The organism is Rhodococcus sp. PvR044 (genome assembly GCF_040548995.1).
In the GTDB taxonomy this organism is placed as follows: Bacteria; Actinomycetota; Actinomycetes; order Mycobacteriales; family Mycobacteriaceae; genus Rhodococcus_G; species Rhodococcus_G oryzae.
Map to the genome: position 1 here is coordinate 1 of NZ_JBEPSX010000022.1, position 16,374 is coordinate 16,374.

Sequence of the window (16,374 nt, forward strand, 5' to 3'; positions counted from 1 at the left end):
CACCCTCCCCACCGGCGCCCACGGCAGCCACACCATGAAGACACCCGCACCACCTATCTCCGGCCGCCGCGGCCACACCCCACGACCGAGCCCGGGAACACCGCCGGACCCGCCACCGTTCTGAGACCGAAACGCACCCGCACCGACTGCACCACGCCGTTCCTTGCGGCATGCTGGGGCAATGACTTCCGTGCATCGTTTCGAGGTCTGGGCACCGATCCCGCAGAAAGTGCAGCTACATCTCGACGGGGAGCTGCATCCGATGTCGCGGGACGAAGACGGCTGGTGGCGCGCCGCTGTCCCCGCGAACCGGGACAGCCGCTACGGCTTCGTCCTGGACGACGATCCCACGGTGCTCCCCGACCCGCGTTCGCCGCGCCAGCCCGACGGCGTGCACGCGCCCTCACAGCTGCACGAGGTAGACCCGGACGCCTGGACTGATCGCGACTGGACCGGACGCAGGCTCGCGGGCAGCGTGGCCTACGAACTGCACGTCGGAACCTTCACCCCCGAGGGCACCTTCGACGCCGCCATCGCCCACCTCGACCACCTCGTGGACCTCGGTGTCGGGTTCGTCGAACTGATGCCGGTGAACGGATTCAACGGCGAACACAACTGGGGCTACGACGGCGTCCTCTGGTACACCACGCACGAGCCCTACGGCGGACCAGACGGCCTGCAGCGGTTCGTCGACGCCTGCCACCGGCGCGGACTCGGGGTGATCCTCGACGTCGTCTACAACCACCTCGGCCCGTCCGGCAACTACCTCGACCGATACGGGCCCTACCTCGCGGACACCGAGAACCCCTGGGGCGCAGCGGTCAACATCGCGGGTCCGCTCTCGGGCGAGGTGCGCCGCTACATCATCGACAACGCGCTGCGCTGGCTGCGCGAGTTCCACATCGACGGACTACGCCTCGACGCCGTGCACGCGCTGGTCGATCTGACCGCCACCCATCTACTCGAAGACCTGTCCGTCGAAACCGAGACGCTGTCAACGCATCTGCGCAGGCCACTGACCCTGATCGCCGAGAGCGATCTCAACGATCCCGCCCTCATCGCGCCCCGGTCAGCGGGCGGCCACGGCCTCGACGCGCAGTGGAACGACGACATCCACCATGCCGTGCACGCCGCGGTGTCCGGCGAACGGCAGGGGTACTACGGCGATTTCGGCTCGATCCAGTGCCTCGCCACCACCCTGCGCCAGGGCTTCTTCCACGCGGGCACCTATTCCAGTTTCCGGGGCCGTACCCACGGCCGGCCGCTCGACGTGCGGCTGACGCCGGCCAGCTCGCTGCTCGCGTACACCTGCACGCACGACCAGGTGGGCAACCGCGCGACCGGTGATCGTCCGGGGCGCTACCTGAACCCGGGCCAGCTGGCCGTCCGGGCGGCGCTGGTGCTTGGCTCGCCGTACACCCCGATGCTGTTCATGGGTGAGGAATGGGGCGCGGCGACGCCCTTCCAGTTCTTCACCTCACACCCCGAACCGGAGCTCGCCGAGGCCACCGCCTCCGGTCGCAGGCGCGAGTTCGCCGAGCACGGCTGGGAGGTCGGCGCCATCCCAGACCCGCAGGACCCGCAGACCTTCCTGCGGTCGAAGCTGAACTGGGACGAGATCGCGGTGCCCGAGCACCGGCGGCTCCTGGAGTGCTATCGCGCCCTGATCGCTGTGCGAGCCGCGCGATCCGACCTGACCGATCCGTGGCTCGAGCACCTGGTCGTCGACTACGACGAGGACGAGCGGTGGATCGTGCTGCACCGCGGCAGCATTCGGATTGCCTGCAACCTCGGTCCGGACCCGGTGACGGTCCCGGTCGGCGGCCACCCACTGTTGTGGTGGGAGCCACCGACCCAGGATGCCACCGGGTCGGCGACCGTCGTCCCCGGACATTCCTTCGCGATCCTCGACGCGGGAAGCGCCGACTAGCGCGAGCGCATCATCCGGTACACCAGTACCGCGTTGGCGAACAGGATGATCGCGGTGGCGGCCGCCGCCACGTGCATGCCGCTGACGAAGGACAGGTGCGCGGAATCGAGCAGCTGCGCTCCCACCATGTCCGGGGCGGACTTGGCCACACTCACCGCGCCGCCGAGGGTTTCCTGAGCGGAGTGAGCGTCGTCCGTGCCGAGCGCCGACACGTCGAGTCCCTTGCGGAAGATGGCCAGTACCACGCTGCCCAGGACCGCGACACCCAGTGCGACACCGAGCTCGTACGCCGTCTCGGACACCGCCGACGCCGCACCCGCGCGCTCCGGCTCCACCGAGCCGACCACCAGGTCGGAGGTCAGTGTCAGCGCGATGCCGACACCGGAGCCGGTCAGCATGAACGCGACGATGAACAGTCCCGCGCCGCCATCGGCGTGCAGCCACAGCATCGTGGCCGCACCGATCGACGAGACCGCCAGCCCGATACTGAGCACCACGCTCGGCTGCCAACGACGGACGAACCAGGCGGCCGCCAGCGAGAAGACAACGCTCATGGCCGTGCCCGGCAGCATCAACAGGCCCGCCTGCAACGGCGTCTTGCCCAGTACCAGCTGCAGGTACTGCGACCCGAAGAACAGCACGCCGGACAGCGCGAACACCGAGAGCAGGTTCGTGACCACCGCGGTCGAGAACGCAGGGCGCGCGAACAGGCTCAGGTCGAGCATCGGATCCGGGAGGGTGCGCTGCCGGTGGATGAAGGCCCATCCGGCGGCCACGCCCACCGCGCCGATCGCCGCGAGGGCCACGGTCGGGCCGTGCACGACCGACTCCTTGACGGCGTACACCAGCGGGATCATCGCCAGCATCGACAGGCCGGCACTCACCAGGTCGAAGCGGCCCGGGTTGGGGTCCTTCGCCTCCGCGATCACCATCGGACCGACGACGATGAGCACCGCCATCACCGGGATGTTGATCAGGAACACCGAGCCCCACCAGAAGTGCTCGAGCAGCCAGCCGCCGACCAGCGGCCCCGCCGCGGCACCACCACCGGCCATCGCACCCCACACGCCGATCGCGGTGGTCCGCTGACGCGGGTTGACGAAGATGGTGCGGATCAGGCCCAGCGTCGCAGGCATCAGCGTGGCACCCGAGATGCCCTGCAGCACGCGGGCCGCGATCAGCATCTCCGGGCTCACCGACCAGGCGGCGATCATCGACGCGATGCCGAAGCCGGCGGCGCCGATCAGCAGCAGCCGACGCCTACCGATCCGGTCACCGAGGGTGCCCATCGTGATGAGAAGTCCGGCGAGCACGAACGAGTAGACGTCGATGATCCAGAGCAGCTGTGTACTGCTCGGCGCGAGGTCCGCGCTGATGGACGGCATGGCCAGGTCCAGGACCGTCGCGTCGACCGAGATCAGCAGGACGGAGAAGGCGAGGACGACCAGACCGAGCCAGTCACGGGCGCTCGCCCGCACCTCTGTCGGATCGAACGTCGGGCCCTTGCCCGCGATGACAGACACGATTACTCCCAAAAGTGTTGATTAAAGAAAACCGACTGAACCGTCCAGCCGGTACAGTCGCTCACTCAGGTTAGCAGCCAACCGTCCAGCCGGTACAGTGATCCTCGTGACAGACAAGGCGGCAACTGGAACCCGCGACCGCATCCTCGACGCGCTGGAACGACTACTGCTCGAACGCGGCCTCTCCCAGATCACCCTCGAGGCCGTGGCCGCCGAGGCGGGCGTCTCCAAGGGCGGGCTGCTCTACCATTTCCGCAGCAAAGACGCCCTGCTCGCGGGCATGGTCCGTCGCCTCGGCGAGCGCTCCGACCAGCAGCTCGCGGAGGCGGGCACCTCGGTCTCCGAGTGGTATCTGCAGACCGTGGACGCCAACACCACCAACGAGCTCGCGCTCTTCCAGTCCACGATCGCCGCGCTTCGCTCGGTGGACGGCCAGCCGGGTGAGATCCAGCAGGCAGTCATCGACATGATGCGGTCCTGGGACGAGGGTCTGCGTGCCGAGTTCGACGACCCGGTCCAGGCCGAGATCGTGCGGCTCGTCGGCGACGGCATCTACCTCGCGGCGCTCCTCGGCCTGCCCCAGCCCGACCCCGAGCTGTATCGCAAGGTCGTGGACCGCCTACTCGGCCGCGAGGGCCACGCCGAGCCGGCCTGACGACGGCCTCCCCCTCGTATCGAACGCGACGGAGAGAAGGCGGCCGGTCGCAGATGGTTCAGCCACCGTTGCTCCCTGCCAGAGATCTGATGACGGTTTCGAGCACGTCGAGGGCCTCGCCGAGCAGGTCCTCGCCGATCACCAGCGGCGGGACCAGCCGGATCACATTGCCGTAGGTGCCGCAGATCAGCACGATGACGCCCTGCTGGAACGCCTGTGCCGCAATGGCCTTGGTGATGTCCGGGTCCGGCTCGATGCCGCCCGGCCGGACGAACTCCATCGCCTGCATGGCCCCGCGGCCCCGCACCTCGCCGATCACGTCGACCTCGGCCGCCAGCGCCCGCAGCCGGCGCTGCGACAGCTCCCCGATCTGCCGAGCGCGTCCGGGCAGATCCAGCTCGCGCATCGACTCGATCGCAGCGAGCGCCGCCGCACAGGCGATCGGGTTGCCACCGTAGGTGCCGCCGAGCCCGCCGGGATGCACCGCGTCGAGCAGCTCGGCCCGGCCGGTGATCGCGGCGAGGGGCAGGCCGCCCGCGATGCCCTTGGCCATCGTGATGATGTCCGGCACGATGGCCTCGTCCTCGCTGGCGAACCAGGCGCCGGTGCGGGCGAAGCCGGTCTGCACCTCGTCGGCGATGAAGACGACCCCGTTCGACCGTGCCCAGTTGGCCAGCTCGGGCAGGAATCCCGGTGCGGGCACGATGAATCCGCCCTCGCCCTGAATCGGTTCGATGATCATCGCCGCCACCGTGTCGGCACCGATCTGCTTCTCGATCTGGCTGATGACCCGGCGTGCCGACTCGGCGCCGCCGAGTCCGGCCTCGTCGCGGAACGGATAGGACATCGACATCCGGTAGATCTCCGGGGCGAACGGACCGAAGTTCGCTTTATAGGGCATCGCCTTCGCGGTCAACGCCATCGTCAAGTTCGTGCGTCCGTGGTAAGCGTGATCGAAGCAGACGACGGCGTTTCTACCGGTGGCCAGCCGCGCCACCTTGACCGCGTTCTCGACCGCCTCCGCGCCGGAATTGAACAGCACCGAACGCTTCTCGTGGGTGCCCGGGGTCAACACCGCCAACTCCTCGGCAACCGCGATGTACCCCTCGTATGGGGTGACCATGAAACAGGTGTGCGCGAAATGCGCGGCCTGCTCGGAGACCGCCTGTGCGACCGCAGGGTTGGAGGCACCCACGCTGTTGACCGCGATGCCGGCCCCCATGTCGATGAGCGAGTTGCCGTCCACGTCGACAAGGACGCCGCCGTCGGCATCCACCGCGTAGACGGGAACGCTCGACCCCACCCCCGCCGCCACGGAGGCCTTGCGGCGGACGGTGAGAGCCTGTGATCTCGGCCCGGGCAGCGGAGTACGGAGCGTCCGTTCCTGCGGCAGTCGGTACCGGAGTACATCCATGGTGTCGGTCCTCGATGTGCGGGAGCGGAGGGAATCACGCTCAGTCGTTGGCACTCATGACGTGCTTGATTCGGGTGTAGTCCTCGACCCCGTAGGCCGAAAGGTCCTTGCCGTAACCGGAGCACTTGAAGCCGCCGTGGGGCATTTCCGCGACGAACTGAATGTGGCAGTTCACCCACACCGCCCCGAAATCGAGTGCGGCGGACATCCGCTGGACAGTCCCGTGGTCCCTCGTCCACACGCTCGAGGCCAGACCGAACCGGACATCGTTGGCGAGTTCGACAGCCTGTTCCTCGTCGGTGAAGGGCTGGACGGTCAGCACCGGGCCGAAGGTCTCCTCCTGAACGATGTCGTCGTCCTGTCGCACGCCGGTGACGACGGTCGGTTCGAGGAAGAAACCCTTCTCCCCCATCCGCTTTCCACCGGTAACGATCCTCGCGTACCCAGGCAGCGAGGCGATCTTGCCGGTCACCGCAGCGAATTGGTTGACATTGTTGAGTGGCCCGTAGAAGGTGTCCGGGTCGGTGGGCAGCCCGGCCTTGAGGCCCTTTGCCTTGGCCACCAGCGCCTCGACGAACTCGTCGTGGATCGACGCGTGCACCAGCACCCTCGTGGCGGCCGTGCAATCCTGGCCCGCGTTGAAGAACGCCGCCTCGGCGATCCCACCTGCGGCCTTGTCGACGTCGACGTCCGCGAACACCACCGCGGGAGCCTTGCCTCCGAGTTCGAGGTGGGCCCGCTTGAGCTGCTTCGCCGCCGACACCGCAACCGCGATACCCGCGCGGACCGACCCGGTGATCGAGACCAGGCCGAGGTCGGGATGCTCGACGAGGGTCGCGCCGGTGCCGCCGTTGCCGAGCACGACATTCAGCACACCGTCGGGCAGGATGCCCTTCGAGAGCCGGGCGAGAACCAGCGTGCTCTCGGGGGTGGTGTCGCTCGGCTTGAGCACCACCGTGTTCCCGGCGGCGACCGCGGGCCCGATCTTCCAGATGGCCATCAGGAACGGGTAGTTCCACGGCGTCACCTGACCGACCACGCCGATCGGTTCCCGCCGGACGTATGAGGTGAATCCGTCCTTGTACTCGCCAGCGGACCTGCCCTCGAGCATGCGAGCCGCGCCCGCGAAGAATCGGAGCTGATCCGCGCCGACCTTCACCACGACGGCGGCGATGACCGCCTTCGGCTGGCCGGTGTTACGGCACTCGGCATCGACGAGCTCGTCGCTGTGTGCCTCGATCGCATCAGCGAGCGCGAGCAGCGCGGCCTGCCTGACACCAGGGGTGGTCCGCCCCCACGACGTGAATGCCTCCCTGGCCGCGGCGACGGCGGAATCGATATCGGCCTTGGTGGAGATCGGCGCCCTGGCGACCACCGTCTCGTCCACCGGATTGACCACTTCGATCGAATCCGTTGCCGTCGAGGCCACGAAGCGACCGTTGACGTAGTTCTCGAGCAGTTCGACTGCCATTGGATTCCCACACCTCCTGGGACGGCTGCGAGTTCACGAGCTGGGACAAGTGTGCGCCACATCATCGCGCCCGCGCAGGAGTACTCGGGCCGAGCGGGAGGGGATCAGAGCGCTATCGTCGCGAGATGACGTGCAGCGCGGTGACCTCGTGGCGCGGTGGGCCGCTGACGCCCACCACGGCCGCCGACTCATCCGGATCCGTGACCGCGACGCCGATCTTGGACTGGTCCGCGCGCGATGTGGAGCGACTCTACGACCGCGTCCTCCCCGCACCGGAAGCTCCGGCGACGCCGACTTCCTTTCTCCGAACCGCGCACACCTGCGTCCGGCGCGAGGTTCGCGGCGTCTACGCACTCGATGACCAGCAACCGATGTCGACGACGATTCGCCGTGGCCGCGGCTCGTGCAGTCAGCGGCTGGCGGTCGTCGAGGGGTTGGCCCGCCGGCATTCGATCCGCACCAGGGTTCGCGGCCTGGTCCTGCACGGCGAGTTCTGGTACCCCCGTTTCCGATACCTCCACGGCCTGGTTCCCGATCGAGTCCTGCTCGCCTGGCCGGAATTCCTGGTCGAAGGCCGGTGGCTCGACGCGTCCGAGATCTTCGACGGCGGCGACTGCACGATCGATGCGGAGCCCTTCGCCAACAGCGGAGAGGAGACACTGTTCGACGCGCTCGCACGGGCCCCCATCAACTGGGGCGGGCAGTCGTCTCGGTCGTGCCTGGACCTGTCCGGTTTCGTTGCCGCGAACCTAGGCACGTTCGACTCGCGGGACGAGCTGTTCGGGACCTACGGCCAGACGATCGCGCGCCCGATCCGAGCGATAATCGAACCGTTCTTCAGCCGGTGGAATGCCCGGTGACGCCTACTCGCCCGGCCGGCAGAAGCGGGTTGCCCTCTGCGAGTTCACCTTCGGTCAGCACGCGGGATTCCGGGCCGGCGGCGCACCCTCGCCGGCAGTTATGACAGGAGCCCGTTCGGGCATCAGATGCCGCCTCCTGAGTCCCATCACATTAGCCGGAATTGCACTGCTCAGAGGCGGTTTCGGCAGAAAACGTCGCCGGCCGTGATCGCGATCGTTGACATCTGGAGGATGGCTATTCGGGCAGCTCGGCGGTTATCATTCGAAGCGATGTTCCGGACGGTCTTAGACCAGATCGGGGCCGTCTCCTTGGAATGAGAGGAGCCCCCAAGTGAAACTTCACAAAGGCACGACGCTCTCCGTATTGGTCATCGCGACGATGGGGATCGGCGCCGGTACTTCCTACGCCGCACCGCCGCCCCCGGATGACACGACCATCACCTACCAGGCCCCCGAGAGCCCGGATCCGCTGACCGGTGTGCTCGAACCCCACGAGGTGTACAGCCAGGCTGCCTACGACAACCTGGTCACGCAGTTCGAGATCGGTTGGATGGGTGGTGGAAACGTCAACGCGAACATCGGGGCCGGCGTCGGAGCCGTGGTCGGCTGCGTCCTGTTCCTGTTCGTCGGTTGCATCCCCGGGGCCGTGATCGGCGGCGCGGCAGGCGCCATCAGCGGTTCGAGCAATGCGAATCCCGCTCTGGCACCCGCCTTCTTCGACTTCGTGCGGACCCTCCCCTGACCCGACCGGTCAGCCCGACTCACGCCCTGCCTACGTGAGGTAGCGGTAGGCAGGCGAGCCGGGCTCGAGCTGCTCGACGTGCATACCGGATCCGTGCATTCGCTCCAGGAGCGAGTCCAGGCCAGCGGCCGAGCCGAGCTCGATGCCCACCAGCGCCTCACCGGTCTCCCGGTTGTTCCGCTTGACGTATTCGAAGAGGGTGATGTCGTCCTCAGGACCGAGCACCTCGTCGAGGAACCGACGCAGCGAACCCGGCTCCTGTGGGAAGTCCACAAGAAAGTAGTGCTTGAGCCCGAGGTGGACCAGCGAACGCTCGAGGATCTCGCCGTAGCGCGACACGTCGTTGTTGCCGCCTGAGATCAGGCAGACCACCGTGCTCCCCGGCTCGACCTTCACCAGCTCCAGTGCCGCCACCGACAGCGCACCCGACGGCTCGGCGATGATGCCCTCGTTCTGGTAGAGACCGAGCAGCGCAGTACAGACCGCGCCCTCGTCGGTGTGGATCATGGCGAACGTACCTTCGCCCGGGATGCCGGAGCGCGGCTGGGCCATCAGCGGCAGCGAACCGTGCGAGACGATGCCTGCGCCCAGCGCGGCCATCACCTCGAACGGCAGGTCGCCGATCCGACGGACGGCCGTTCCGTCCACGAAGGGGTCGATCTCGGGCAGCGTCACCGGGCCACCCGCGACGAGCGCGGCCGTCATCGATGCGGCGCCGCTCGGCTCGACGCCGACGATCGCGGTGTGCGGGGAACGCTCGTGCAGGTACGTGGCGATTCCCGCGATCAGCCCGCCGCCGCCGACGGGGACGATCACCGTGCCCGGCTGCTCGCCGAGCTGTTCGACGATCTCGGCCGCGATGGTGCCCTGGCCTGCCGCTGTTCGCGGGTCGTCGAAGGGCGGCACCATCGTCGCGCCGGTCCGCGCGACGTCCTCCTTGGCCGCCGCCGCGGCCGCGTCATAGGTCTTGCCGGTGGCGATCAACTCGACAAACGTGCCGCCGTGCGCCTTGATCCGGTCACGCTTCTGCCGCGGCGTGTTCGCGGGCACGTAGATCCGGCCGCGGATCTGCATCGTCCGACACGCGTAGGCCACGCCCTGCGCGTGGTTGCCCGCGCTGGCACACACCACGCCCGACTCCCGCTCCTGCGCCGTGAGCTGGACCATCAGGTTGTAGGCGCCGCGCAGCTTGAACGACCGGACGACCTGCAGGTCCTCGCGCTTGAGGTACACCTTGGCACCCGTGGCCGCCGACAGCCGCTCGCTGAACTGGAGCGGGGTCACCGCGACGACGTCGGAAATTCGCCTCTGGGCAGCATCGATCTCGTCCGCATCGAGCGGCAGAGTGGCCATCAGGTCGGCGAGTTCCGGGGATTTCGACACCTCAATATGCTGCCACCTGCGCTCGCGGGTCGGCGACCCGACCCGGCATCTCAGCCCCGGGGGTCGAACTGGGAGGGCCTGGGGATGTTCCGCAGATTGGATTTCGCCATCTGCACGGCCTCACCGACCCCGCCGTTCATCACCATCTTCGACATCGCGAGGGCAAAGCCCTTGACCTGCCCGCCGGTGATCGACGGCGGCAGCGACAGCGCATTCGGATCGGTCACGAGGTCGACCAACGCAGGGCCCGGATGCGCCAGCGCCTCCCGCAGGCCGGTCCCGATGTCCCCGAGCACTTCGTGCAGGGAGGTACCCCCAACCGAAATCGGGCAGCCCGTCGACCAGCATCTCGAGCTTGACCATCCCGAGGGTCGAGTTGTTGAACACCACGATCTTGACGGGGATCCGGAACGAGGCGACGGTGACGAGCTCGCCGAGCAGCATCGACAGCCCACCGTCGCCGGACACCGAGATCACCTGCCGGTCCGGCGCGGCGAGCTGCGCTCCGATCGCGTGCGGGAGCGCGTTGGCCATCGAGCCGTGCAGCGCCGACGACAGGAAACGCCGCGACCCGTTCGGGTTCAGATAGCGCGCGGTCCACACGTTGCACATCCCGGTGTCGGCGGTGAACACCGCATCCTCCGCCGCAAGGTCGTCGAGGATCGACGCCGCGTATTCCGGATGGATCGGCGTGCGCTGCTTGACCGGGCTGGTGTACGCCCCGACCACCTTCTCCATCAGGGTGCGGTGCCGATCGAGCGACCGTTCGAGGAACTCCCGGTCGGTCTTGCGGTGCACCAGGGGGTTCAGCGCCCGCAGCGTGCTGACCGTGTCGCCGTGCACCGCCAGATCCAGGCTCGTGCGCCTGCCCAGCTTCTCCCTGGCGACGTCGATCTGCGCGGTGCGGACGTCGTCGGGCAGGAACTGGTCGTACGGGAAGTCGGTGCCCACCAGGAGCAACAGGTCCGCCCCGTGCATGCCGTCGTGCGCGGCGCCGTAGCCGAGCAGGCCGGCCATGCCGACGTCGAACGGGTTGTCGTACTGGATCCACTCCTTGCCCCGCAGCGTGTGGCCCATCGGCGCGGCAGCGGTGTCGGCGAGAGCCAGCAGCTCGTCCCTCGCCTCGCGGACCCCCGCGCCCGCGAAGATCGCGACCCGCTCGGCGGCGTTGATCGCGTCGGCGAGGGCCCGGACGTCGGCGTCGGCGGGCACGACCGCCGGCGGCCGCGTCTTGACCAGCGTCGGCGGGGTGCCCGCGGCCGGAAGGTCGGCGATGTCGCCTGGCACCGTGATCACCGCGACTCCCGACCGGCCGAGCGCGTGCTGCATCGCGGTGTGCACGATCCGCGGCGACTGTGCGGGGGTGCTGATCATCTCCGCGTACTGCGAGCAGTCGACGAACAGCCGGTCCGGGTGGGTCTCCTGGAAGTAGCCGGTACCGATCTGGGTGCTCGGGATGTGCGAGGCGATGGCGAGCACCGGCGCCCCCGATCTGTTCGCGTCGTACAGCCCGTTGATCAGGTGCAGGTTGCCGGGCCCGCAGGATCCCGCGCAGACGGCCAGCTCGCCGGTGATCTGCGCTTCGGCTGACGCCGCGAACGCCGCCGCCTCCTCGTGCCGGACGTGAACCCAGTCGATGCCGCCCGCGCCCGCGCCGCCGGTGCGGCGGACCGCGTCGACGATCGGGTTGAGGCTGTCACCCACGATGCCGTAGATCCGGCGGACGCCCGCGGCGACGAGCTGGGACACGATCTGGTCTGCAACGGTCTCCGCGGCCACGGCGGCCCTCCTGGCTACTGAGGGGTGAGCACGAATACGGGGATCTGGCGGTCGGTCTTCTTCTGGTACTCCGCGTAGTCGGGCCAGACCGCGACGGCACGCTCCCACCACACGGCCTTCTCCTCGCCGGTGACCTCGCGGGCGATCATGTCCCACTTGGCGGGGCCGTCCTGCAGCTCGACGTGCGGATCCGCGACGACGTTGTGGTACCAGACCGGATGCTTCGGCGCGCCACCGAGCGAGGCGACGATCGCGTACTCCCCCTCGTGCTCGACGCGCATCAGCGGGGCCTTGCGGAGCTTGCCGGACTTGGCGCCCTTGGTGGTGAGCAGGACCACCGGTTTGCCCTGCATGGTCGTACCTTTGGTTCCGCCTGAGCTCTCGTACAGCTCGGCCTGATCGGCGGACCACTTCGTCGGACTGGGCTCGTACTCTCCTGTCAGCGGCATGCCCTCAGTGAACACCTCCGGCCACGGCCGTGCAGCCCGACGGGCCGAAGTCAGCCCGGCGAACTCAAGTGTTCGTTGGACCGAACTTCGATCTCCTAGTAGCCTGAACTCATGACCACCGCCGACTTCGCCACCACGCCGCACCGAAGCGCGCGCGGCCGTGGCACCTCGGTGAACCTGGCGGGTACCGAATGGCCGCTCTACAAGCTCGAGGCGCTGGCCGTGGGCCTGCTGGTGTTCGTCGCCCTGCTCGCCATCACCCAGACGATGCAACCTGCCGTGCTGGTGGCCGCCGCTGCCACCGTGGCCGTATGGTGGGCGCGCCGCCTGTACTGGGCCGGCGACAGGGTCACGCGGTCCGGCCGCTAGCCACCGCCACCTGGGCCGAGCGGTTGCGCTCGATGCCGTCGAGCAGCACGTCGAGCCCGACGCCGAAGTTCTCGGTCGCCTCGTCCTCGAGATCCGGCGCCCGACCGCCTTCCAGGAACGCGTCCCGCTCCTCCGCGGCGGCCTCGACCCCGAGCCGCACCAGCATCGGAAAGCGCTCGGCGAAGTCCGGGGCCACCTGCTGCAGAAGTGCCGACCGCGTCGACCACCACTGCTCGTCCGACATCCCGGTCGCGGCGGCCGCCCGCCGCGAATCGGCAACCGCCGCGGCGGCGCCGCGCACGAAGTGGAACAGCGCGCCGACGACCCGGCGCAGGACCCGAGCGGACAGTCCGGCCTCGAACAGGATCCGCACCAGCGCCTCGAGGACGGCCTGCTCGTCGGGTCCGAGCACCGGGCGCGCATAGGAGACCGTCAGCGTCCACGGATGCCGGATGTAGAAGGCCCACAGGTCCCTTGCCCACGATGTGACGGCCGGACGCCAACCCTCCGCGAGGTCGTAGTGGGTCGGCAGCTCGCCGTGTGCCCTGTCGTACATCAGGTCCACCAGCTCGGCCTTGCTCGGCACGTAGGTGTACAGCGCCATCGCCGTGCGCCCCAGCCGGGCGCCGACCGCACGCATGGACAGACCCGCCATCCCGGCTTCGTCCGCCACCTCGATGGCGGCCGCGACGATCTCGTCCACGGTCAGCGCCTGCCTCGGCCCCGGCGCGGATCTCGGGACCTCGGGCGCCCGCCACAGCAGCGCCATCGATCGGGCGGCATCGCTGTGACCTGTACCTACACTCACCGAACTCAACTCCTTACGGGGTAAGCAATCGCGATCATTGTTGCCTTACGCCGTAAAGGGATACGCGACGGCCTGCCGTGTGCGGCGCTACCCCGGTCCGGCTCAGCCGGCCAGGCAGCCCGGACCGAGCAACGCCTTCAGGTCACCCATCAACGCGGAGGACGGCTCCACTCGCAGGCTGTCGTCCAGCTTGAGGGTGGTGATGCGGTCGCCGCTGATCAATCGCAGGTGCACGTCCGAGGTGCCCGGGTGGCGGGTCAGCACCTGTTTGAGCGCGCCGACCTTGTCCTCGGTGCACAGCCGCGTCGGCAGGCTCACCGCCACCGGCTTGGCCACCCCGACCGCGGACAGGTCCGGCACCGCGAGGTCGTTGCCGATCAGCGACATCCGATCGTCACGGATCGAGACCCTCGCCTTCACCAGCACGATGGCGTCTTCCGAGATGTCCATGCCGTAGACCGAGTAGGCCTGCGGGAAGAACAGCACCTCGATGCCGCCGACGAGGTCCTCGAGCTGGATAATGGCCCAGGTCAGACCATTCTTGTTCACCCGCCGGTCCACGGAGGCGATGATGCCACCCAGAGTCACCTGGGCGCCGTCCTTGACCTCGCCCTCGAGGATCGAGGCGATCGAGGTGTCGGACTGCTGCCGGAGGATGTGCTCGACCCCGTTGAGCGGGTGCCCGGAGACATAGAGCCCCAACATCTCCCGCTCCAACGCGAGGCGGTGCTTGGTTTCCCACTCCTCCTCCGGGACCCGGATCGCGAACACCGACGACAGCGACTCATCGGCACCGCCCGCGTCCCCGAACAGGTCAAACTGCCCGACCGCCTCGGCCTTCTTGGTGCCGAGGACCGACTCGATGGCGTCGGTGTGGATCAGGAACAGGCCCTTGCGGGGATGCTCGAGCGAGTCGAACGCCCCCGACTTGATCAGCGACTCGGTGACCTTCTTGTTGCAGGCGATCACATCGATCTTGTTGAGATAGTCGGAGAAATCGGTGAATTTCCCCTTCTCGGTGCGCGCGTTGATGATCGAGGCCACCACATTCGCGCCGACATTGCGCACCGCGCCCATGCCGAACCGGATGTCGCTGCCGACCGAGGCGAAGTTGACCGCCGACTCGTTCACGTCCGGTGGCAGCACCGTGATGCCCATCTTCCGGCAGTCCGCCAGGTAGATCGCGGACTTGTCCTTGTCGTCGCCGACCGAGGTGAGCAGACCGGCCATGTACTCGGCCGGGTAGTTGGCCTTGAGGTACGCAGTCCAGTAGGAGACGAGGCCGTAGCCCGCGGAGTGCGACTTGTTGAACGCGTAGCCGGCGAACGGCAGCACCGTGTCCCACAGCGCCTTGATGGCGGCCTCACCGAAATCGTTGTCGAGCATGCCCTGACGGAATCCGGCGTACGCCTTCTCCAGTTCCGAGAGCTTCTTCTTACCCATCGCGCGGCGCAGCAGGTCGGCCTGGCCCAGCGAGTACCCCGCCACCTTCTGCGCCAGGTGCATGATCTGCTCCTGGTAGATGATCAGTCCGTAGGTCTCCGAGAGGATGTCCTTGAGCGGCTCCTCCAGCTCCGGGTGAATCGGGCTGACCTCCTCGAGCGCGTTCTTGCGCTTGGCGTAGGAGGTGTGCGCGTTCATGCCCATCGGCCCGGGACGATAGAGCGCGAGGGCGGCGACGATGTCGCCGAAGCCGGTCGGCTGCATCAGCTTCAGCAGCTCGCGCATGCCGCCGCCGTCGAGCTGGAAGACTCCGAGGGTGTCCCCGCGCGAGAGCAGCTCGAAGGTGGCCGGGTCGTCCATCGGGATGGTGTCCAGGTCGAGGTCGATGCCCCGGTTCGCCTTGATGTTCTCGAGCGCGTCGCCGATGACCGTCAGGTTCCGCAGACCCAGGAAGTCCATCTTGAGCAGGCCGATGTCCTCACACGACGGGTAGTCCCAGCCGGTGATGATCGCGCCGTCCTGCGCGCGCTTCCACACGGGGATCGCGTCGGTGAGCGGTTCGGACGACATGATCACCGCGCAGGCGTGCACGCCCGCGTTGCGGATCAGGCCCTCCAGACCCTTGGCGGTCTGATAGATCTTCGCGACATCCGGGTTGGAGTCGATCAGCGCCCGGACCTCGACGGCCTCCTTGTAGCGCTCGTGCTCAGGGTCGGTGATGCCCGAGACCGAGATGTCCTTGGCCATGATCGGCGGCGGCAGCGCCTTGGTGATCTGATCGGCGATCGCGAAACCGGGCTGGCCGAACTGGACTCGGGCGGAGTCCTTGATCGCGGCCTTCGTCTTGATGGTGCCGAACGTGATGACCTGGGCGACGCGGTCGCTGCCCCACTTCTCGGTGGCGTAGCGGACCATCTCACCGCGGCGGCGATCATCGAAGTCGATATCGATATCGGGCATCGAGACGCGCTCGGGGTTGAGGAACCGCTCGAACAGCAGCCCGTACGGGATCGGGTCGATGTTGGTGATGCCCATCGCATAGGCGACGAGCGAGCCTGCCGCGCTGCCACGGCCGGGGCCGACCCGGATGCCGACCTCCTTGGCGTGGTTGATCAGGTCGCCGACCACCAGGAAGTAGGCCGGGAAACCCATCTCGTTGATGACGTCGATCTCGTAATCGGCGCGAGCCAGATACTCCTGCGGCGGGCCGCCGGGGAAGCGGCGGTCCAGCCCGGTCAGCACCTCCTTCCGCAGCCAGCTGGCCTGGGTTTCACCCTCGGGCACCGGGAAGATCGGCATTCGGTCGCGGTGCTTCCAGACATCGTCGTAGGGCTGGATGCGCTCGGCGATCAGCAGAGTCGAGTCGCAGGCGCCCGGGACCTCGTCGTCCCAGATCGCCCGCATCTCCTCGGCCGACTTGAGGTAGTACCCGTCGCCGTCGAACTTGAAGCGCGTGGGATCGCTGAGCGTCTTGCCAGTCTGGATGCAGAGCAGCGCCTCGTGATTCTCGGCGGCGTCCTTGGTGACGTAGTGGCAGTCGTTGGTCGC

Annotated in this window: 12 protein-coding genes and 1 pseudogene; 5 read left to right on the plus strand and 8 right to left on the minus strand. The window is 68.1% G+C overall.

The window, feature by feature from the left end; all coding sequences use genetic code 11:
• The first annotated feature begins 190 nt into the window (after nucleotides 1–190).
• Nucleotides 191–1,930 (plus strand): malto-oligosyltrehalose trehalohydrolase, encoded by a 1,740-nt coding sequence (gene treZ / locus ABIC28_RS27100; RefSeq protein ID WP_354581818.1) that lies wholly within the window; start codon nucleotides 191–193, stop codon nucleotides 1,928–1,930.
• On the opposite strand, the gene ABIC28_RS27105 is transcribed toward treZ, so the two are convergent.
• Nucleotides 1,927–3,453, minus strand: coding sequence for an MFS transporter (locus ABIC28_RS27105; protein WP_179800574.1), 1,527 nt, complete (start codon nucleotides 3,451–3,453; stop codon nucleotides 1,927–1,929). The genes treZ and ABIC28_RS27105 overlap by 4 nt on opposite strands.
• A 106-nt stretch (nucleotides 3,454–3,559) precedes the next feature.
• Here ABIC28_RS27105 and ABIC28_RS27110 point away from each other — a divergent pair, with 106 nt between their 5' ends.
• Nucleotides 3,560–4,108: a TetR/AcrR family transcriptional regulator gene (locus tag ABIC28_RS27110; protein ID WP_209926623.1), complete on the plus strand. Its 549-nt coding sequence runs from the start codon at nucleotides 3,560–3,562 to the stop codon at nucleotides 4,106–4,108.
• A gap of 58 nt (nucleotides 4,109–4,166) precedes the next feature.
• Here ABIC28_RS27110 and gabT read toward each other — a convergent pair whose 3' ends face one another.
• Together gabT and ABIC28_RS27120 are read right to left on the minus strand one after the other, a co-directional pair.
• Entirely contained in the window at nucleotides 4,167–5,522 is a 1,356-nt protein-coding gene (gene gabT / locus ABIC28_RS27115) for a 4-aminobutyrate--2-oxoglutarate transaminase (RefSeq protein ID WP_354581801.1), read from the minus strand.
• A gap of 40 nt (nucleotides 5,523–5,562) precedes the next feature.
• Nucleotides 5,563–6,993: a gamma-aminobutyraldehyde dehydrogenase gene (locus ABIC28_RS27120; RefSeq protein WP_354581803.1), complete on the minus strand. Its 1,431-nt coding sequence runs from the start codon at nucleotides 6,991–6,993 to the stop codon at nucleotides 5,563–5,565.
• 125 nt (nucleotides 6,994–7,118) lie between these two features.
• On the opposite strand from ABIC28_RS27120, the gene ABIC28_RS27125 reads away from it, so the two are divergent.
• Nucleotides 7,119–7,853: a hypothetical protein gene (locus ABIC28_RS27125; protein ID WP_354581805.1), complete on the plus strand. Its 735-nt coding sequence runs from the start codon at nucleotides 7,119–7,121 to the stop codon at nucleotides 7,851–7,853.
• Nucleotides 7,854–8,184: 331 nt separating this feature from the next.
• Entirely contained in the window at nucleotides 8,185–8,595 is a 411-nt protein-coding gene (locus ABIC28_RS27130) for a hypothetical protein (RefSeq protein WP_354581807.1), read from the plus strand.
• Nucleotides 8,596–8,625: 30 nt separating this feature from the next.
• On the opposite strand, the gene ilvA is transcribed toward ABIC28_RS27130, so the two are convergent.
• From ilvA to ABIC28_RS27145, 3 genes and pseudogenes are all read right to left on the minus strand, one after another.
• Nucleotides 8,626–9,978 carry a threonine ammonia-lyase IlvA gene (gene ilvA, locus ABIC28_RS27135; RefSeq protein WP_097212198.1) on the minus strand — a complete coding sequence of 451 codons (1,353 nt, stop codon included), beginning with the start codon at nucleotides 9,976–9,978 and terminating at the stop codon, nucleotides 8,626–8,628.
• 50 nt (nucleotides 9,979–10,028) lie between these two features.
• Nucleotides 10,029–11,757, minus strand: a pseudogene (locus tag ABIC28_RS27140) (pyruvate dehydrogenase).
• A gap of 14 nt (nucleotides 11,758–11,771) precedes the next feature.
• Nucleotides 11,772–12,206 carry a nitroreductase family deazaflavin-dependent oxidoreductase gene (locus tag ABIC28_RS27145; RefSeq protein WP_354581810.1) on the minus strand — a complete coding sequence of 145 codons (435 nt, stop codon included), beginning with the start codon at nucleotides 12,204–12,206 and terminating at the stop codon, nucleotides 11,772–11,774.
• Between the two features lie 111 nt (nucleotides 12,207–12,317).
• On the opposite strand from ABIC28_RS27145, the gene ABIC28_RS27150 reads away from it, so the two are divergent.
• Entirely contained in the window at nucleotides 12,318–12,575 is a 258-nt protein-coding gene (locus ABIC28_RS27150) for a hypothetical protein (protein ID WP_354581812.1), read from the plus strand.
• Here ABIC28_RS27150 and ABIC28_RS27155 read toward each other — a convergent pair.
• Both ABIC28_RS27155 and dnaE read right to left on the minus strand, forming a co-directional pair.
• The gene (locus ABIC28_RS27155; protein WP_354581814.1) at nucleotides 12,556–13,383 is read right to left on the minus strand and encodes a TetR/AcrR family transcriptional regulator; all 828 of its coding nucleotides are present in this window, start codon (nucleotides 13,381–13,383) and stop codon (nucleotides 12,556–12,558) included. The two genes, ABIC28_RS27150 and ABIC28_RS27155, sit on opposite strands and share 20 nt — an antisense overlap.
• Before the next feature lie 102 nt (nucleotides 13,384–13,485).
• The coding region (gene dnaE / locus ABIC28_RS27160) for a DNA polymerase III subunit alpha (protein WP_354581816.1) at nucleotides 13,486–16,374 on the minus strand (2,889 nt) is incomplete at its 5' end.